Source organism: Micromonospora coerulea (genome assembly GCF_016598485.1).
Classification (GTDB): Bacteria; Actinomycetota; Actinomycetes; order Mycobacteriales; family Micromonosporaceae; genus Micromonospora; species Micromonospora coerulea.
Map to the genome: position 1 here is coordinate 63474 of NZ_JAEMUW010000015.1, position 18943 is coordinate 82416.

Sequence of the window (18943 nt, forward strand, 5' to 3'; positions counted from 1 at the left end):
CCTCAGGTCTACGCCCTGCCGGCCGGCCGCGCCCGGAACTTTCCGGGAAAGGTCAGCCGGTGGGCACCGGGCGGCGGGCGGCCCGGGCCCCGGCGAGCGCCAGCGCGGGCGCCCAGACCAGCAGGGCCAGCGGGTAGAGCAGGTAGCCGAATCGGGTCGAGGGCATCAGCAGGATCGCCGCGAGCAGCCCGTACCCGCAGATCAGCGCCGCGGCGGCGGCCGTGCGTGGCGGGCGGCGCAGGAGCCGGACGGCGATCGCCACCCCGACGGCCACCAGCAGCGCGGCGGCGATCGCCCGGCCGGCGGGGAGCTGCGTGGCGATCAGGTGGCCGGGGAACGGCGACTGCGCCGGACTGGTCACCAGCCCGTGCCCGAGTGGGAAGCGGAGCACGTTCTCCACCAGGGCGTCCCGGTCCACCAGCAGCGCGGGCACCAGCGCGGCCACCGGCAGTCCGACCGCGCCGAGGGCGGCGCGGGCACCGGCCCGGCGGGTGCCGGCCCAGCAGATCAACACGACGGCCACCGGCCAGGCGAAGAGCTTCAGCGCGCCGGCCACCCCCACCGCGAGGCCGGCCCGGCCGGGCCGGTCGGCGGCGGCCAGGGCGAGGGCCAGCAGGCAGAGCGCCAGTACGGGCAGGTCGTCGCCGCCGGTGGCCAGGGTCAGCGCGCAGACCTGCAGCACGGTCGCCGCCTGTACGCCCCGCAGCACGGCGGCGTCCGGGCGTCCCGGCGCTGCGGCGGTCCCGGCCCGCAGGGTGCCCACGGCCAGGGCGAGCACCAGCGCGGTGGCCAGCGCGAACCAGACCCGCGAGTCGGTCCACCAGGCGTCGACGGCGGCCCGGGGCAGCCCGAACAGCGCCATCCCCGGCTGGTACGGGGTGTAGCCGAGCAGTTGCTCGGTGGGGGGCAGCGCGGCGATCGCGTCGTGCCCGAGGTACGGGGTGCCGTGCTCGGCGAGCCGAGCGCCGGCCTGCTCGACCACCACCACCTCCTCCTGCGCCCGGTCGGTACGCCCCGCCGCCCGCTGGATGCTGAGCACCGCCAACGGCAGCAGAGTGGTGGTCGCCCAGGCGACGGCGGTCACCGCCGCGCGGGCGGCGAGCCCGGCGGGCGCGGCGTCCGGTCGGCGCCGCCGGAGCAGCAGCTGACCGGTCACCGCGAGCGCCGCCACCAGGTAGCCCACGGCGGCGATGGTCCCCCAGCCGCGGTGCGGCGGGAGGGTGGAGGTGGCGGCGGTGACCGCGGCGAAGACCGCGGAGACCGCGTACAGGCCGAGGTCGAGGGCGAGGCCGCCGGCGGCGGAGTCCAGGGCCCGCCAGCGCTGGCGGCTGCGGGAGATCCGGTCGGGGGCGGCGGTCACGCGGGCAAGTCTGGCAGACGGCCGATTCGCCTCCGGTCAGCGTCGCCGGGGCTCGTCGGCGGTCTGGCCGGCGGCGGGTGCGGTGGCGCCGGCTGGGCGAGTGCGAGCGCCCTGGCGCCGGCCGGGGAGGCGGATCACGGCCCCCGCGTCGTGCAGCGCGGGCGCCAGGGTGCCCGGCCGTCCGCCCGCGCCACGCTGGAGGGCGGCGAGCAGCGCGCCGGCCGGCAGCGGCCGGGCGAAGAGATGACCCTGCCCGGCGGCGCAGCCCAGCTCCCACAGCGCGCGCCGCTGCGGCTCCCTCTCCACGCCCTCGGCGACCACCGCCAGGTCGAGGCTGCGGCCCAGGTCCAGGGTGGAGCGGATCACCGCGGCGGCCTCGGCCGAGGTCTCCATCGCGGTCACGAAGCTGCGGTCGATCTTCAGCTCGTGCACCGGGATGCGGGAGAGCAGGGAGAGTGACGAATAGCCGGTGCCGAAGTCGTCGAGGGCGAGCCGGACGCCGGAATCGCGGAGCCGGCTGAGCACCCGGTCGACCACGTCGAGCTGGCTCAGCGTCAGCGTCTCGGTCAGTTCCAGCACCAGCCGGTCCGGCGGCAGGTCGTGTGCCCGCAGCCGGGCCAGCACGGCGCCGGGGAAGCGGGCGTCGAGCAGGCTGCGCGGCGAGACGTTCACCGACACCGGCAGGTCGAAGCCGGCGGCGCGCCAGCTGCCGGCCGCGACGAGCGCCTGATCGAGGATCGCCTCCGCGAACGCGGGCAGCAGGCCGGAGCGTTCCACCGCCTCCAGGAAGCGCAGCGGGTCGATCAGGCCGTGCGTCGGGTGGTGCCAGCGGGCCAGCGCTTCCGCGCCGGTGACCTCGCCGCTGCCCAGGTCGACGATGGGCTGGAAGTTGACCGTGAATTCGTGGTCGGCCACCGCCCGGGGCAGCTCGCCGCCGAGGGTGAGCCGGCCCAGGTCGGCGGTGTCCCGCGTCGGGGCGTACGTGGAGATCCGCTGGCCGGCCCGTTTGGCCTGGTACATCGCGACGTCGGCGCGGCGCAGCAGCTCGGCGATCCCGCCGGTGGCCGGGGCGACGGCGATGCCGCCGCTGGCTTCCACGCTGATCCGCATGCCGTCCAGGTCGAGCGGCTCGTGCAGGACGGCCAGCAGGGCCTCCGCCCGGTGCGCGGCGACCGCCGGGGCCGGCAGTCCCCGCAGCAGTACGGCGAACTCGTCCCCGCCGAGCCGGGCCACCAGGTCACCCGGGCGGGTCGCGTCGCGCAACCGGTCGGCGACCTGCATCAGCACCTGGTCCCCGGCGCCGTGCCCGAGCGTGTCGTTGACCTCCTTGAAGTGGTTGAGGTCGATCAGCACCAGCGCGGTCACCCCGTCGGCGTGCCGGTTGGTGAGCTGCTCGGTGCCCTCGTCCAGCAGCTGACGCCGGTTGGCCAGCCCGGTCAGCGCGTCGTGCGCGGCGGCGTGGGCGTGCTCCTCGGCGATCCGGGCCAGCTCCGCGTACGCCTGCGCGTTGCGGACCGCCGTGCAGAGCGCGGAGGCGAAGGTACGCAGGGTGTACCGCTCCCGCTCGGAGAGCTCGACCGGGCCGGCGAAGCGCAGCCGCAGGACACCGAGGTCGATCGCCCGGTCGTGCCCCTCCAGGGCGACCGGGATGACCGTCCCGGTCACCGGGCTCGGCTCGTCGGCGTCCCCGTCGTACCCGATGCCGGCGGTGCCGCCGCGAACCGTTCGGCCGCTGTCCCGCAGCTCGATCTCGACCTGGTCGGCGGAGAAGAGTTCGGCGGCCTGGGTGACGGCGGTGGTGAGCACCTCGTCAAGGTCGACGACGTTGAGTGCGTCGGTGGTCCGGGCGAGCCGTTGCCAGGCCTGCTGCTCGGTGCGCGTGCGGATCCGGGTCGAGTACGCGAGGTGCAGGCTGAGCACCAGCGGCGGCACGGCAAGCAGCAGCCGGGCGTCGGCTCGGAGGATGACCAGGGTGCAGACGGCGACCACGAACCGGACGGCGAAGCCGGCGATCCGGAGGTCCAGGTTGCTGCGGAACTGGCGGGAGATCCGGGTCCCGGAGGCGAGCGCGATGACGGGAATGGCCAGCAGGTCGTCGAGGAGCGCGACCGCGAGATAGGCGATGCCCAGTGGCACCACCATGTCCAGCGGATCGCTGGGCGGCCAGGTCCAGCCCATGAGGGCCAGGGCGGTGCCGGCGCCCCAGGCGACCATGACGTTCTTGCCCACCCCGAAGGCCATCTTCATGGGTGAGAGGCGCAGCGAGGCGAGGGCGAGGCCGACGCCGGTGCAGAGCACGACCCAGGGAGTGGGCAGAATTGCGGCGCCGATGACGATGGCGGTCTCGTTCCAGCTGATCGACTGCGTGGTCGACCTGATCCGCACCCGGGCCTTCACCAGCGTGCCGACCGCGATCATGAAGGTCAGCATCACGAGCGTCGCCACGTCGTTCGCGGATCGCGGTGGGGCGTGGAACAGTGCGCCGGGTAGGGCGCCGGCGAGGACGACAGCGGCGACAACGACGACGAGACCGACTAGCAGCCTCAGCCGCCGATCGGTCTCATTCTTTCGCCGCTGCCGCTGGGAAAGAGTCATGCCGCCCCCAGAGCACTGCCTCTGCCGTATCCGCAGCCTACCGTCGGGGTACTCGTTCTCCCAGGCTCAGTTTCAGTTCCAGTCGGTGCCACGCATCGCGTTTCCCCCTTCATGACCCGGTGCCATTCGGGACCGTTTCGGAGGAGGGATGTTTCCCTCTGGCAAGCAGAGTAAGAGCGATCAGGGGAGTTCTGAAGCAATAAATGTCGCTATGCGCAACATTAGCCAAGCTCGGAGCGGTTTGTCACGGTGTGTCCACCGGTCCTGAGCGGAGCGAGAGGGCGTGTCTTCGCTCCGCGTCGGTGTGATCGCTCACCGCTGCCGTGACCGGTCCGGCCAGTGCCCTTCCTTCAGTGTCGCGGAAGGGAAAGGGTGTTCCATCCGCAGATCGGGCAGGTCGCCGGTCAATTCGGTCAGAAACGAGGGATACTCATTATCCCCTTCGATCCGTGGCTGCGCCGGTAACAACTCGAATCCGCACCATCGGCGGCTGCCGACGCTGACCCAGCCGGCGACGGTCGAGCGGCGCGGTGGGTCGTACCGGAAAGATAGGCTCGCGGCCGTGACCGAACCCGCGCAGCTCACCCACGTCGACCCGGCCGGCGCGGCCCGGATGGTCGACGTCTCCGCCAAGCCGGTCTCCGGCCGGCTCGCCGTCGCCGCCGGCCGGCTCCGCACCACCGCCGAGGTCATCGACCTGCTGCGCCGCGACGGCCTGCCCAAGGGCGACGCGCTCGCCGTAGGCCGGCTGGCCGGGATCATGGGCGCCAAGCGCACCCCGGACCTGATCCCGCTCTGCCACCCCATCGCCCTGCACGGGGTGACCGTCGACCTGCGACTGACCGACGACACGGTGGAGATCACCGCGACCGCGAAGACCGCCGACCGGACGGGGGTTGAGATGGAGGCGCTGACCGCGGTGGCCGTCGCCGGCCTCGCCCTGGTCGACATGGTGAAGGCCGTCGACCCGGCGGCCAGCGTGGACGCGGTCCGGGTGCTCCGCAAGTCCGGCGGCAAGACCGGCGAGTGGGTGCGGCCGGAGGACCGGCCGTGATCCGGGCCCGGGTGGTCGTTGCCTCCAACCGGGCGTCCGCCGGCGTCTACGCCGACACCAGCGGCCCGCTGCTGGTCGCGGGCCTGCGCGAGCTGGGCTGCGAGGTCGACGAGCCGGTCGTGGTGCCGGACGGCGACCCGGTCGGCGAGGCGCTGCGCGCGGCCCGGGCGGACGGCGTCGACGTGGTGCTGACCAGCGGCGGGACCGGCATCACGCCGACCGACCGGACGCCGGACGTGACTCGGGCGCTGCTGGACTACGAGATTCCCGGCATCGCCGAGGCGGTCCGGGCGCACAGCCGGGACCGGGTCCCCACCTCCGCGCTCTCCCGAGGAGTCGCCGGGGTGGCGGGCCGGATGCTGGTGGTCAACCTGCCCGGTTCCACCGGCGGCGCGAAGGACGGCCTCGCCGTGCTCGGGCCGATCCTGCGCCACGCCGTCGACCAGCTCCGCGGTGGCGACCACTGACGGCGCGGGGCAGCCGGCGATAGGCTCGCCGGATGAGCACGGAAACCGCAGCCGCCGCGGCCCAGCTGGCCGCGCCGCCGCCGGCCGGCTGGGAGGAGGCCCGCTCCCGGGTGTACGCCGTCGGCCTCGCCGCCGCGCTTCCCGCCGTCAACCGGCCGCTCGCCGACGCCGACGGCCACACCCTCGCCGAGCCACTGACCACCCGGACGGACCTGCCGGCCTTCCCCACCTCCAGCGTGGACGGCTGGGCGGTGCGCGGGGACGGGCCGTGGGAGGTCGTCGGGCGGGTGCTCGCGGGGAACACCCCGTCGCCGCTGACCGCCGACGGCACCACCGTCGAGATCGCCACCGGCGCGATGGTCCCGGAGGGCACCAGCGCCATCCTGCGTGTTGAGGAGTCCGACCGGACCGCCGACGGCCGGGTCACCGGCACGCCCCGCCCCACGCCGGAGTGGCGCCAGCCGGGCGAGGAGGCGGACGCCGGCGAGGAACTGCTCCCCACCGGCACCCCGGTCGACCCGGCGCTGATCGGGCTGGCCGCCTCCTGCGGCCACGACACCCTGCGGGTCCGTCGGCAGCCCCGTGCCGCGCTGCTGGTCTTCGGCGACGAGTTGCTGACCGCCGGCCCGCCGGCGGCCGGGCGGGTCCGCGACGCCCTCGGCCCGGCCGTGCCCGCCTGGCTGCGCCGGTACGGCTGCCAGGTGCGCCCGACCGACGTGGTCGGGCCGGTGGCGGACACCCTTCCCGCCCACGTGGCCGCCGTCCGGGCGGCGCTCGCCAACGCCGACCTGGTCTGCACCACCGGCGGCACCATGCACGGCCCGGTCGACCACCTGCACCCGACGCTGGAGGCGCTCGGCGCCGACTACGTGGTCAACACCGTCGCCGTCCGTCCCGGCTTCCCGATGCTGCTGGCCCGGCTGGTCGACGCCGACGGCCGGGTGCGGTTCGTCGCCGGCCTCCCCGGCAATCCGCAGTCCGCCATCGTCGCGCTGGTCTCACTGGTCGCGCCGCTGCTCGCCGGCCTCCAGGGCCGGCCGATGCCGGCGCTGCCGCAGGCCACCCTCGCCGAGCCGGTGCCCGGTCGCGGGGACTACACGCACCTCGCCCTGGTCCGGCTGGACCGGGCCGCCGGCACCGCCCATCCGGTACGCCACGTCGGCTCGGCGATGCTGCGCGGCCTGGCCGGCGCGGACGGCTTCGCGGTGATCCGGCCCGGCACCAGCGGCGAGGTCGGGGCGCGGGTGCCGGTCGTACCGCTGCCGTTGACCCCCGGGGAGCGGACGTGGTGAGCCCGGCCGGCACCATCGTCCACGGCACCGTCACCGAGCAGCCGCTCGACCTCGCCGCGCACGAGGCGGCGGTGGCCGACCAGCGGGCCGGCGCGGTGGTCTCCTTCCAGGGCGTGGTCCGCGACCACGACCACGGCCGCGCGGTGATCAGCCTGGAGTACGAGGGCCACCCGAGCGCCGGGACCGTGCTGCGGGAGGTCGCCGCCGAGGTGGCCGCGGACCCGGACGTCTACGCGGTGGCCGTCTCGCACCGGATCGGCCCGCTGGAGATCGGTGACGTGGCCCTCGTCGCGGCGGTCAGCACCGCCCACCGGGCCGTCGCGTTCGCGGCCTGCGCGCGGCTCGTCGACGAGGTGAAGGCGCGGTTGCCGATCTGGAAGCGGCAGGTCTTCGCGGACGGCACCGAGGAGTGGGTCAACTGCCCCTGACCGGCCGGTCGCGGCGGTGGCCGCCGGTGGTGGCCGTTCCGGGCGGGACGGTCAGCGGCGGCCGGTGAGCAGCCCGGCCCGGGCCAGCCGGTCGTGGTAGAACGCCGGCTCGGCGCCCGGCCGCCAGGGCAGCGCCGCGACCAGCACGATCAGCGAAATCGCCAGCGAGTTCTCCATCAGCGCGCCGAACAGGCCGTCCTGGTAGTGGGAGACCTCCGGCAGTTGGTGCTCGTACGGCCAGATGGGCGAGATCACGAAGAGCAGGTAGAGCCCGATCGCGGCGATGGCGTGCCGCAGGCCGGTGAGCGCCGGGTACCAGATCGGCGGGCGGAGCGCGGTGACCCCCGGCACCCCGCCGGCCGCGGTGGTGACCCGGGGCGGGAGGCCGCGGCTCGCGTCGCGGCGGCGGACCGCCGCGTCGGCCAGCACGATGATCGCCGGGATGACCCAGACCAGGTGGTGCGACCAGGAGATCGGGCTGATCACGTTGGCGGTGAGCCCGACCAGGGTGAACGCGGTCAGCTCGTCGCCGTCGGCCCGGGCGGCGGCCGCCCGGGAGAGCCCGAGCGCCAGCATCAGCACCGCGAAGGCCAGCCAGAGCAGGCCGGGCGTCTCGATCGAGTCGTAGAGCCGGGCCAGCAGGCCGGCGAGGGACTGGTTCGGCGTCATGTCCGCCGCGCCGACCCGCTCGGTCTGCCACAGCACGCTGCTGAAGTACGTCTGGAACTCCGTGCCGACCAGGGCGATCGTCCCCAGGGTGACGCCGACCGTCGTGCCGATGGCGGTCACCGCGGCCCGCCACTGCCGGGTGATCATCAGGTACCCGATGAACAGCGCCGGGGTGAGCTTGACCGCGGTGGCCAGGCCGATCCCCGCGCCGGCCCAGGCGCCGCTGTAGAGGAAGCGGGCCAGCGCCGAGTCGGCGGTGTCGTGGTGCGTGCCCCGCCTCGCCCGCCAGCGCAGCCCGACCAGGTCCGCCATGATCAGTGCGAAGAGCAGCAGGTTGACCTGGCCGTAGCCGAGAGTCTCCCGGGCCGGCTCCATGGCGACCGCCATCGGGGTGGCGATGCCGACGGTGAACCAGAGCGGCCAGCCCAGCCGATCCACGATCGGGCGCAGCAGCGCGGCCAGGACCACCGCCAGCGCACCGATGCTGGCCAGCGCGTTGAGCCAGCCGGCGGCCTCGACCGGCAGCCAGGACATCGGCAGCATGACCAGCCCGGCGAAGGGCGGGTAGGTGAAACCCAGCGTCGTCGAGGGTGCGATGAAGTCGTACAGCTCGTTGCCGCTCGCCCACCACACCACGGCACCGTGGTAGATCTTCATGTCGAAGAAGTTGTACGGCCGCCCGAACGCGCCGATGGCCAGCCATGCGGCGTAGGCGACGGCGGCCACGATGCCGGCCCGTACGACTGTCCTGCGATCGATCCCACGGGTCACGCGGTGGACTGGGGCGAGGCGGTTCAGCCGTCTACCGACGGTCGCCGGCATGGCGTGGCCACCCCCGTACCAAGGTCGTCCTACCCGTCCAGGTCCCGCACGGAGCCTAGAACGGCGCCTCACGTTGCTGCCTCCCGCGTTATGCGACCGTGTCCGATCCCACACATGTTTTTGACATTTCCACCGCGTTAACGGGTGTCTGGTGGTTCAGGTGATTCGCGGCCTTGCGGGGGGTGGTGGCCGTATTGATGCAGGTCAGCCGGGGATTCGGCGGGCGGTGGCCGCCGAGCGTACGGCGATCTTCGCCTCCCGGCGCGCGGTCCGGACGGCCCGCTGCACGGATCGTCGGGAGTGGCCGATCCGATGGCCGGCGCGCCAGCGCATCCCGGGCTTCCCCTCGGTGTCGGCCGCCGCCAGCAGCAGCCCGCCGAAGAGCCCGAGGTTCTTCAGGAAGTGGACCTGGTTGTTGTTTTGCGCCGCCGGGTCGTCGTTGTTCCAGAAGGGATGCCCGGCCGCCGTTGCCGGCACCAGGGTCCCGGCGAGGATCAGCGCGGCCGGACGGGTGAACTTGCCGGTGGCCAGCATCAGTCCGCCGATGAGCTGGGTGGCCGCGTTGGCCCGGACCAGCGTCTCGGCGTCGGTGGGGAACCGGGAGTGGACGTTCTTCTGGATCAGCGGGGCGACCCGGTCGGTCAGCGGCTTGGCGGCCGGGACCAGGCGACCGGGGTTCTGGAGGTTGCGGACGCCGCTGACCACGAAGATTCCGCTCAACATGACACGGGCGAGGGAGCGCACGGGTTTCATGGATCAGTCATACCCCGTGTCGGGGGCCGCTATCCCGGCAACACCCGAAAGGGATCGGCCGGCATGGACCTCCAGCACTACGTGCGGCACAGCGAATTCCAGCGACCGTCGCGGATGGACGTCTTTGGCCGGGTAAGGTCGCGCGGGTGACGACCCTGCGGCTGCGGCCCGAAGACCCGGCGGACGAGGCGCCGGTCGCCCAGGTGCTGGCGGCCGCCTTCGCGCGGCCCGACGTCGCCACCCCGCCCGAGGTGGGGCTGGTCGACGACCTTCGGCACAGCGAGGCCTGGCTTCCGCCGCTGGCCATGGTCGCCGAGTACGGCGGCGAGGTGGTCGGGTACGCACTGCTGACCCGGGTGCAGGTCCGGTCGGACGGTGGCGCGGCGCCGGCGCTGGCGCTCGGCCCGGTGGCGGTCGCGAAGCACCGGCAGCGGGTGGGGCACGGCACGGCGGTGGTACAGGCGGCGCTGGACGCCGCGACCGAGTTGGGCGAGCGGCTGGTGGTGGTGCTCGGTGACCCGGCCTTCTACCGCCGCTTCGGCTTCGAACGGGCCGACCGGATGGGGCTGACCAGCCCCTGGTCGGGGCTCGGGGAGCCGTGGCAGGCGCTGGTCCTGCCCCCGTCGGCCAGCGGCGACGCCCCGCCGCCGCGCGGCGAGGTGGTCTTCCCGCCACCGTGGTCGAAGGTCTGAGCCGCCCCGCCGGTCAGGCCGGCTGAGTGCGCAGGTACCGGCCGAAGTGCGGGACGGTGAAGGCGACCGTGCCCCGCTCCCCGGAGTAGATCAGCCCCTTCTTGATCAGCGCGTCGCGGGCCGGGGAGAGGCTCGCCGGCTTGCGGCCGAGCGAGCGGGCGATCTCCGCGGTGGGCACCGCCGCGTCCATGTCGTCGCGTCCGCTCTCCTCCCCCTCGATCAGGGAGAGGCTCGCCATTGCCCGCATGTACTCGCGCTCGGCGGGGGTGGCCCGCTCGAACCGGGAGCCGAAGAAGCCGACCGCCAGCTCGGCCTCCGCCTCCGGGGCGGCCACCCGGACGTCGGCGGCGGTGATCGGCGAGCGGGGGGCATGGTCCCAGGTGGCCTTGCCGTACGCCTGGACGAAGTAGGGGTAGCCGCCCGACTTCTCGTAGAGCAGATCGAGCGCCTTCTGCTCGTACTCGACCTCCTCGCGCTCGGCCGGCGCGCAGAGCGCCTGGTCGGCGGCGATCCGGTCCAGCCGGTCGATCCGCTGGTAGCGGAAGAGCCGTTCGGAGTACGACTTGGCGGCGCTCAGCACGGCGGGCAGGTGCGGCAGCCCGGCGCCGACCACGATCAGCGGCGCGCCGAGCTGCGACAGCTCGTGGCAGGCGGCGCAGAGCGCGGAGACGTCCTCCGCGCCGAGGTCCTGCATCTCGTCGATGAAGATGGCGATCCCGGTGCCCACGTCGGTGGCCACCGCCGCGGCGTCGGTGAGCAGCTCGACCAGGTCGATCTCGATGTCGCCGGAGTCGGCCCGGCCGCTGCTGGCTGGTACGTCGATGCCCGGCTGCCAGCGGTCGCGCAGCTTCGGCGCGGTGGCGCCGCGACCGGCCGGCGCGGAGCGCTGGGCGAACGCCTTCAGCACGCCGAGGAACCCGTCGATCCGGTCCGGCGCGCGGTGCCGGGGGGCGAGCTCGCGGACCGCCATGTGCAGGGCGGCGGCGACCGGCCGGCGCAGCGACTGGTCCGGGCGGGCCTCGATCTTGCCGGTGCCCCAGAGGTGGTTGATCGCCTCCGAGCGCAGCGTGTTGAGCAGGACCGTCTTGCCGACGCCGCGCAGGCCGGTGAGCATCAGGCTGCGCTCCGGGCGGCCCCGGGCGATGCGTTCCAGCACGACGTCGAAGACGTCCAGCTCCCGCCCCCGCCCGGCGAGCTCGGGCGGGCGCTGGCCGGCGCCCGGGGCGTACGGGTTGCGGACCGGATCCACGCATCGCACATTATCGGGCCGTCTAGCTGCGGGGCTAGACATGCATAGATGGGGCTACCGGCGTGTCGGCGTCGTCGAGATGAAACTAGGGCCGTCTAGCCAAAATGCTAGATAGCCCTAGTTTTGCCTACCGGTGGAATCAGCGCTGCTTGAGGCAGAGCACGAAGTCCAGGGTGTCCAGCTCGCTGTCGAAGAAGTACCAGTTGGTGTAGCCGGCCACCTTGGCGCACTTCGCCTTGGCGTCCTTCTCCCCGCTGGTGGCGCCGTCGAAGCGGCGCAACACCTGGTACGTCTTCGCGCCGCACTCGCTGATCAGCAGCTTGGGCTTGCCGCCGGCCGGGCCCTCGTTGCGGACGCACTGCCCCACCTTGACGAACCGGGGATCCGCCGAGGACGCGGGCGCCGGCGCCGTGGTCGCCGGGACCCGGGCGGCCGCCCCGCCGGACGGCTCGGGGGCCGGGGCGGCGGGCTGGGTCGGCCCGGCCGTCGGGGCCGGGTCGTCCCGGCCGAGCAGGTAGAGGGTGGCCGCGCCGCCGAGCACCAGTACCGCCAGCACGGCCAGCACCGCGATCAGCGGACCCTTACCGCGCTTGGGGGGCGGCGGATCGGCGTACGGCTGACCGTCGCCGCCGCCGTACGGCCCGGCCGGCGGGTAACCGGGCTGCCCGGCCGGCGGGTACCCCCGGTCCGGCGGGTACCCCTGGTCCGGCGGGTACCCCTGTGCGGGCGGGTATGGCTGGTAACCCGGCGTGGAGGCCGGCTGCGGGGCGGGCGGGCCCGCCCAACCCGTTCCCGCCGTCGGCTGGTACCGCTGGGTGGGCGGCTCGCCCCAGCCACCGGGCTGCGCGTCGTACCGTGGGTCGGCCGGCGGAGCGTAGGCGTCGTCGGGCCGCCGCCCACCCCACGGCTCCGAGGAGCCGCCGACCGGTGGTCCGAAGTTCGTCATGAACGCCCTCCTGCGTGCGCCAGTGTGAGAGGCCGGCCACCAACGGGGGACGCCGACGCCGTGGTCACCGTAGCGTGGTCCACCGATGAGCTCACGCCCAGCAAGTGCGACGCCGACCGGCCCCGGCCTCACCCCGCCCACCACGCCGGCCGGTCCGGGCCGCGCCGACCACTCCGTGAACCCGGCCCGACCTGCGCTGATCTGGACCGCGCTGATCCTGGTGTACGTGCTGTGGGGCTCCACCTACCTGGGCATCCGGGTCGCCGTCGAGTCGCTGCCGTCGCTCACCTCTGCGGCCGCCCGGTTCGCCGCCGCCGCCCTCGTGCTGGCGGCCGTGCTCCGGCTCCGGCGCGGTCCCGGCGCGCTCCGCGTGGACCGCCGGCAACTCGGCTCGGCCGCCCTGGTCGGGGTGCTCCTGCTGGCTGGCGGCAACGGCCTGGTGGTGCTCGCCGAGTCCGGTCCGGCCGGCGTCGCGGTCCCCTCCGGCATCGCCGCGCTGCTGGTGGCGACCGTCCCGCTGCTGGTGGTGTTGCTCCGGACGCTCGGCGGCGACCGGCCCGGGCGCTGGACCTTCGCCGGGGTGACCGTGGGCTTCGTCGGCCTGGTCCTGCTGGTGCTGCCCACCGGCGGCTCGCGGGCCGTACCGCTGGCCGGGGCGCTCACCGTGGTCGTGGCGGCCACCTGCTGGTCCGTCGGGTCGTACCTCTCCGGACGGCTCCGGATGCCGGCCGACCCCTTCGTGGCCACCGTCTACGAGATGGTCGCCGGCGCGGTGGCGCTCGCCGTGGCCGGCGCGGCCCGGGGCGAGTGGCGCGGCTTCTCCCCGGCCGAGGTGACCGGCCGTTCCTGGGCGGCGCTGGCGTACCTGATGGTCGCCGGCTCGCTGGTCGCCTTCACCGCGTACGTCTGGCTGCTGCACCACGCGCCGATCTCTCTGGTCTCCACGTACGCGTACGTAAATCCGGCGGTCGCGGTGGCGCTCGGCGCGCTGCTCGCGGCCGAGCCGGTCACCGCCCGGGTGCTGCTCGGCGGCGCGGTGATCGTCGCCGGGGTGGCGCTGGTGGTGACCACCGAACGACCGCGCCGCCCGGTGGACGGGACAGCCGTGCCGCCGGCCCGCCGGTAACCTCCGGCCCTGTGTCCGCCGGGCTGGTGAGCTGCGTGGCGCTGCTCGGCGCGCTGACCGGTTCGGTCGCTCCCGTGGTCGCGCGCCGCTTCGTGACCGCCTCGCGCCCGCCGGCCCGCACCCCGCCGGACGGGTCCACCGCCGGATTGGCACTGCTCGGCGCGCTGCTCTTCGGTGGTCTCGCCGCGACCCGCGACGCCGACCCGGCGCTGCCGGCGTACCTGCTGGTGGGGGCCGTCGGGCTGGTGCTCGCCCTGGTGGACCTGGCCTGCCTGCGACTGCCGGACCGGCTGGTCGGGGCGGCCGCACTCGGTGGCGGCCTGGGGCTGGCCGGGGCGGCACTCGCCGCCGGCACCCCGGCGCGGCTGCTCGGCGTACTCGCCGGGGCGGGCCTCTCCTTCGCCGGGTACGTGGTGCTGGCGCTGCTGCCCGGCTCGCGGCTCGGCTTCGGCGACGTCAAGCTCGCCGCCGCGCTTGGACTGCCGCTGGGCTGGCTGGGCTGGCCGTCGCTCGGGCTCGGTCTGCTCCTGCCGCACCTGCTCAACGGAGTGCTGGTGCTCGCCCTGCTGGCCACCGGCCGGGTACGTCGCGACACCGCCCTCCCGTTCGGCCCGGCGCTGCTCGTCGGCGCCTGGCTGGCGGTGCTGCTCGCCTGACCCACCGACCCGGCCGGTTCACCGGCGCGAGCGGTCACGGCCGTCAGATCAGCCGGAGCTGGCGGTCCCGCGGGCGGCGCGGCTCGGCGTCGCCGAAGCGTTCGAACAGGCCCGGGTCGATCACGTCGAGGAACGGGGACGGGCGGCCGTCGCGTTCCGCGCCGTGCCGGACCCGGCGGGCGGCATGGCTGACGTAGAGCCGGTCCTGGGCCCGGGTGAGGCCGACGAAGAAGAGCCGGCGCTCCTCGGCCACCGCGTCGTCGTCCGGCTCGGCGCCCGGCCAGCGCAGCGGCAGCAGCCCGTCCTCGGCGCCGACCAGGAAGACCACCGGGAACTCCAGCCCCTTCGCGGCGTGCAGGGTGAGCAGGGTGACCGCCTCGGCCCGCGGGTCGAGGGCGTCCACCTCCGCCCCGGTGGCCAACTGGGACAGGAACAGCTCCAGGTCGTCGCCGCAGCGCCGGGCCAGCGGCGTGAGCAGGTCCACCGCCGAGCGGACATCCTCCGGACGGACCGGGCTGGCGCCGTCCAGCGTCGGCACGGCGAAGCGTTCCGCCACCACCTGCCCGGCGAGCCGGACGCGGGCGGCCAGCGCGCCGTCGAGACCGTCGGCGTGCCGCAGCTCGCGGGCGATCGCCGCCACCCCGGGCCGGTCCCGGAGCCGGTCGTGCGAGCGCTTCTGCACCGGGATGTTCGCCCGGGCGAGCGCGTCCACGATCGGCGCGGCCTGCGCGTCGGTCCGGTAGAGCACCGCGATGTCGGAGAACGACAGCGAGGTCGACCGGCCGTCGATCCGACCGGTGTCCAGCGACCGGTGGGACAGTCCGCCGACCAGCTCGTCGATGGTGCGTACCAGAAAATCGGCCTCGTCGGAGACGGAGGCCGCAGCGTAGCGACCGACCAGCGGGGCTTCCGGGTCGAGCCGGGCCGGGTCCAGCCGGCGGCCGCGGACCAGCGACGACGGCGCGATGGCCTGCACCGCGGCGGCCAGGATGGGCGCCGACGAGCGGTAGTTGCGGTTCAGCCGGACCAGCCGGGCGTCGGTGAAGTCCTGCGAGAAGCGCAGGAAGTAGCCGACGTCGGCGCCCCGGAACGAGTAGATCGCCTGGTCCGGGTCACCGATCGCGCAGAGGTTGCCGTCGGCGGGGCTGAGCAGCCGCAGCAGCTCGTACTGGACGGCGTCGACGTCCTGGTACTCGTCGACGAAGATCCACCGCCACCGGTCGCGGTACTCGCGGACCAGCTTCCGGTCGGCCTTCAGCAGCGCGACCGGCAGGGTGACCAGCTCGTCCAGGTCGACCAGGTCCTGCTTGCGCAGCAACGCGGCGTAGCGGGCCACGTCGTCGCCGGCCTCCACCCGGGCCGCCGCCCGCTCCGCGTCGTCGGCGATCCGGAAATCCTTCGGCAGACCGGCTGCCTCGGCGTTCTCGCGCAGGATGCTCAGCCCGAGGGAGTGGAAGGTGCCCACCGTGACGTCCTCGGCGACCGGGCCGAGCAGGCCGTCCAAGCGGTGCCGCAGCTCCTCGGCCGCCCGCCGGGTGAAGGTGATCGCCAGGCACTGCTCGGGGAAGACGTTCAGCTCCGCGCAGAGGTAGGCGATCCGGTGGGTCAGCGTCCGGGTCTTGCCGGTGCCCGGGCCGGCCACGATCAGCAGCGGGCCGCCCGGCGCGGAGGCGGCCACCCGCTGCATCGCGTCCAGCCGGTCCAGCAGACCGGTACCGACCTCCTCCATCCCGGCGAGCATCGGCTCGAACGGCTCGTGCGGGGAGGGCGCCGGCGCGATCGGTGGCGGCGGGGGCGGGGCGGCCTTGCGCTTCGGCTCGCTCTTCGCCGCCGCCGTGCGCCGGGCCTTCGGCGTCGGCGCCAGCTCCGTGGGCCGCCGCGGCGCCGGCACCGGTACGTCGAAGAGCGTCTCCTGCGCTCCCGGGCTCCCGGCGCCGCCCAGCTCGGCCGGGTCGAAGAGGGTGATCACGCCGTACTCGCCGTCGTAGCCCGGCACCCGGCGCACGTCGCCGCGGCGCAGCCGGCCGAGGCCCTCGGCGAGCAGTTCCCCGCCCACCCGGCCGAGCTCGTCCAGCGGGGTCCGGGTCAGGATCTCCAGCTCCGGGCCGAGCGCGGCGACCAGCTCGTTGAGCTTGCCCTCGACCTTCTTCGACCGGGCACCCACCTTGTTGATCTCACCGAGGACCTCGGCCAGTGGCACCAGGTGGGTCACCTCGCGGGCGTGCGCCGGGCGGTGTCCCGCCGGCCGGTCGGCCAGCTCCGCGACCCGGCTCAGCACGCCCACCGTCAGCGGCTTGCCGCACTCGGGGCACCGTCCGCCGGTCTCCCGGGTCCGCTCGGGGGACCAGTTGACCCCGCAGAGCCGGTGCCCGTCGGCGTGGTACTTGCCCTCCTCGGGGAAGAACTCGATTGTCCCGGCCAGCCCGTCCCCGGTCCGCAGCGCCTCGCGGATGGCGAAGTAGTCGCGGGCCGAGTTCAGCACGGTGGCCTCGCGGGCCAGCGCCGGTGGTGAGTGCGCGTCGGAGTTCGAGACGAGCTGGTACCGGTCCAGGCTGCCGACCCGCCAGTTCATCTCCGGATCGGAGGAGAGGCCGGTCTCCACCGCGAAGATGTGGTCGGCCAGGTCGGCGTAGCAGTCGGCGATCGCGTCGAAGCCGGACTTCGAGCCGAGCGCGGAGAACCAGGGCGTCCAGATGTGCGCGGGCACCAGGTAGCCGTCCGGGCTGGCCTCGAGGGTGATCTCCAGGAGGTCCCGCGAGTCCAGGCCGAGGATCGGCCGGCCGTCCGAGCCCAGGTTGCCGATCCGGCCCAGCGCCGCGTTGAACCGGGCCACCGCGTCCAGATCCGGCAGGTAGATCAGGTGGTGCACCTTGCGGGTCCGGTCGTCCCGCTTGTAGATCGTCGAGATCTCCACGCTGAGCATGAACCGGACCGGGTCCGCCTCCGCCTCGCTCGCCAGCCGGGGCGGCAGCCGCCGGGCGATGTCCCGCTCCGCCTCCGGGCTGAGCCGGTACAGGCCCGGCTCGGCCGGGTGCAGCGTCTCGCGGAGGTGGTCGTACCAGGCGGGATGGGTGAAGTCGCCGGTGCCGAGGAGACCGATGCCCTTGCGCCGCGCCCACCAGCCGAGGTTCGGCAGCGTCAGGTCGCGGCTGCACGCGCGCGAGTACTTCGAGTGGATGTGCAGATCCGCGACGAATGGCGGGAGGCCACCGGGGGGTACGGCGCTGAACGGAGGCACGCCGCATCCTGTCACGGCCGGTCCACCGCCCGCCCGCCGCCACGCGTACGGGTGACCTGAGCAATCCGGTGCTGGACTGCGCGGCGCGGGCGCGCTATTGGGCGCGGAGCTCGACCAGGGTGATCTGCGGGTTCGCGCCGACCCGGACCGGCGGGCCCCAGAAGCCGGCGCCGTTGGTGACGTAGACCTTCGTGCCGTCCACCTCGCCCAGGCCGGAAACCACCGGCTGCTGGAGCTTGACCAGGTAGTTGAACGGGACGATCTGGCCGCCGTGGGTGTGCCCGGACAGTTGCAGGTCGACGCCGAACTTCGCCGCCTCGTGCGCGGCCACCGGCTGGTGCGCCAGCAGCACGACCGGGCGGCTCGGGTCGCGGTCGCCCAGCGCCGCGGCATAGTCGGCGGGGGCGGCCAGCCCGGTGCCCGCCGCGGTCACATCGTTCACCCCGGCCAGGTCCAGCACGCCGCCCCGGGCCCGGATCTCCTGCCGCTCGTTCTGCAGCACCCGCAGGCCCAGCCGGTCGACCTCCCGGACCCACTCCTCGACTCCGGAGTAGTACTCGTGGTTGCCGGTGACGAAGAAGCTGCCGTACCGGGAGCGCAGGTCGCGCAGCGGCTCCGCCGCCTCGCCGAGCTCGGCCACCGAGCCGTCGACCAGGTCGCCGACGACGGCCACCAGGTCGGCGTCCAGCCGGTTGATCATCTCGACGATCCGCTCGGTGTGCGCCCGGCCGCGCAACGGGCCCAGGTGGATGTCGGAGACGGTGGCGATCCGCAGGCCGTCCATGCTCCGGGGAAGCTTCGCCAGCGGGATCCGTACCCGGTCCAGCTGCGGCGGGCCCATCGCGGTGCGGACGCCGTACCCGGTGGTCCCGGCGGCGGCGAGGCCGGCGAAGATCGCGGCCCCGCGCGCGAGCAGCAACCGGCGCGCCGGGTCGTGGTCCGGCTGGTCGACCGCCGCGACGGCCGGCGGCTCGGCGACGCCGCCGGCCCCGACCAGCACCGGCTCCGGCGCGGCGGTGATCGGCTCGGCGACCGTCGCCCGGCGGCGCAGCACCAGCTTCGCCACCGCCATCGGCACTTCCAGCGTCAGCAGCAGGACCAGCAGATAGAACATCAGCGCCAGCCAGAGATAGCCGGGCCAGGCCAGCCAGTACGCCCCGCCACGGGTCCCCGCCATGGTCGCCGGCACCAGCAGCGCCAGGACCAGCGCGGCGATCCCGCCGACCTTCCGCCAGTGGCCGGGGCCGGTGGTGTCCCGGACCAGTCGCTTCCACAGGTAGAGGTGGATCAGGGCGGTGACGAGCACCGCGAAGCCCACGAAGGTCGCCATCGCCAGCACCGAGCCTCCTCAGCCGCCGGCGAACGGCGGCAGCACGTCGACCGTCGCCCCGGCCGGCAGCGGCACCCGACGATCATGGCAGGCGACGCCGTCGACCAGGAAACTCGCCACCCTCAGCACGGCGGCGAGCCGCTCGCCGTGTCGTTGCGCGAGCTCACCGACGAGTTCGTCGAGCGAGCGCCCGGCGGGTGCGGTCTCCTCGGTGCGGCCGGCGGCCGCCCGCGCGCCAGCGAAGTAGCGGACGGTGAGCTCCACCG

Annotated in this window: 16 protein-coding genes; 7 read left to right on the plus strand and 9 right to left on the minus strand. The window is 74.5% G+C overall.

The features are described from left to right. Positions 1-52 precede the first annotated feature (52 nt). Together I8N68_RS19810 and I8N68_RS19815 are read right to left on the minus strand one after the other, a co-directional pair. Complete coding sequence (locus I8N68_RS19810; RefSeq protein WP_200212177.1) at positions 53-1360, minus strand: glycosyltransferase 87 family protein; 1308 nt, start codon at positions 1358-1360, stop codon at positions 53-55. Positions 1361-1396: 36 nt separating this feature from the next. After that, a complete protein-coding gene (locus I8N68_RS19815; protein WP_200212180.1) occupies positions 1397-3955 on the minus strand; it encodes a putative bifunctional diguanylate cyclase/phosphodiesterase in 2559 nt (852 codons plus the stop codon). Between the two features lie 562 nt (positions 3956-4517). Here I8N68_RS19815 and moaC point away from each other — a divergent pair. Genes moaC through I8N68_RS19835 form a run of 4 tightly spaced genes read left to right on the plus strand, consistent with a single transcriptional unit; the run spans position 4518 to position 7196 of the window. Beyond that, a complete protein-coding gene (gene moaC / locus I8N68_RS19820; RefSeq protein ID WP_200212187.1) occupies positions 4518-5009 on the plus strand; it encodes a cyclic pyranopterin monophosphate synthase MoaC in 492 nt (163 codons plus the stop codon). Next, complete coding sequence (locus tag I8N68_RS19825; protein WP_200212188.1) at positions 5006-5476, plus strand: MogA/MoaB family molybdenum cofactor biosynthesis protein; 471 nt, start codon at positions 5006-5008, stop codon at positions 5474-5476. Before moaC ends, I8N68_RS19825 begins: the two co-directional genes overlap by 4 nt. 32 nt (positions 5477-5508) lie before the next feature. Next, positions 5509-6768: a molybdopterin molybdotransferase MoeA gene (locus tag I8N68_RS19830; RefSeq protein ID WP_200212190.1), complete on the plus strand. Its 1260-nt coding sequence runs from the start codon at positions 5509-5511 to the stop codon at positions 6766-6768. Continuing rightward, positions 6765-7196, plus strand: coding sequence for a molybdenum cofactor biosynthesis protein MoaE (locus tag I8N68_RS19835; RefSeq protein WP_372433774.1), 432 nt, complete (start codon positions 6765-6767; stop codon positions 7194-7196). The genes I8N68_RS19830 and I8N68_RS19835 overlap by 4 nt, the downstream gene beginning before the upstream one ends. A 51-nt stretch (positions 7197-7247) precedes the next feature. Here the strand turns inward: I8N68_RS19835 and I8N68_RS19840 are convergent, their stop codons facing one another. Together I8N68_RS19840 and I8N68_RS19845 are read right to left on the minus strand one after the other, a co-directional pair. Beyond that, positions 7248-8687: a glycosyltransferase 87 family protein gene (locus I8N68_RS19840; protein WP_200212200.1), complete on the minus strand. Its 1440-nt coding sequence runs from the start codon at positions 8685-8687 to the stop codon at positions 7248-7250. A 204-nt stretch (positions 8688-8891) separates the two neighbouring features. Beyond that, positions 8892-9440: a DoxX family protein gene (locus I8N68_RS19845; RefSeq protein ID WP_200212202.1), complete on the minus strand. Its 549-nt coding sequence runs from the start codon at positions 9438-9440 to the stop codon at positions 8892-8894. A 146-nt stretch (positions 9441-9586) separates the two neighbouring features. On the opposite strand from I8N68_RS19845, the gene I8N68_RS19850 reads away from it, so the two are divergent. Beyond that, a complete protein-coding gene (locus I8N68_RS19850; RefSeq protein ID WP_200212204.1) occupies positions 9587-10132 on the plus strand; it encodes a GNAT family N-acetyltransferase in 546 nt (181 codons plus the stop codon). Between the two features lie 13 nt (positions 10133-10145). On the opposite strand, the gene I8N68_RS19855 is transcribed toward I8N68_RS19850, so the two are convergent. Both I8N68_RS19855 and I8N68_RS34290 read right to left on the minus strand, forming a co-directional pair. After that, positions 10146-11381, minus strand: a complete 1236-nt coding sequence (locus I8N68_RS19855; RefSeq protein WP_200212206.1) for an ATP-binding protein — start codon at positions 11379-11381, stop codon at positions 10146-10148. Positions 11382-11520: 139 nt separating this feature from the next. After that, the gene (locus I8N68_RS34290) at positions 11521-12327 is read right to left on the minus strand and encodes an LppU/SCO3897 family protein (RefSeq protein WP_200212209.1); all 807 of its coding nucleotides are present in this window, start codon (positions 12325-12327) and stop codon (positions 11521-11523) included. 85 nt (positions 12328-12412) lie between these two features. Here I8N68_RS34290 and I8N68_RS19865 point away from each other — a divergent pair, with 85 nt between their 5' ends. Together I8N68_RS19865 and I8N68_RS19870 are read left to right on the plus strand one after the other, a co-directional pair. After that, complete coding sequence (locus tag I8N68_RS19865; protein WP_200212211.1) at positions 12413-13453, plus strand: EamA family transporter; 1041 nt, start codon at positions 12413-12415, stop codon at positions 13451-13453. A gap of 11 nt (positions 13454-13464) precedes the next feature. After that, the gene (locus I8N68_RS19870; RefSeq protein WP_200212213.1) at positions 13465-14109 is read left to right on the plus strand and encodes a prepilin peptidase; all 645 of its coding nucleotides are present in this window, start codon (positions 13465-13467) and stop codon (positions 14107-14109) included. 43 nt (positions 14110-14152) lie between these two features. Here I8N68_RS19870 and I8N68_RS19875 read toward each other — a convergent pair whose 3' ends face one another. From I8N68_RS19875 to I8N68_RS19885, 3 genes are all read right to left on the minus strand, one after another. Next, positions 14153-17347, minus strand: a complete 3195-nt coding sequence (locus tag I8N68_RS19875; RefSeq protein ID WP_200212215.1) for a UvrD-helicase domain-containing protein — start codon at positions 17345-17347, stop codon at positions 14153-14155. A 94-nt stretch (positions 17348-17441) separates the two neighbouring features. Then, the gene (locus I8N68_RS19880; protein ID WP_200212217.1) at positions 17442-18677 is read right to left on the minus strand and encodes a metallophosphoesterase; all 1236 of its coding nucleotides are present in this window, start codon (positions 18675-18677) and stop codon (positions 17442-17444) included. 18 nt (positions 18678-18695) lie between these two features. Then, positions 18696-18941: a MoaD/ThiS family protein gene (locus I8N68_RS19885; protein ID WP_200212218.1), complete on the minus strand. Its 246-nt coding sequence runs from the start codon at positions 18939-18941 to the stop codon at positions 18696-18698. Between the last annotated feature and the right edge of the window lie 2 nt (positions 18942-18943).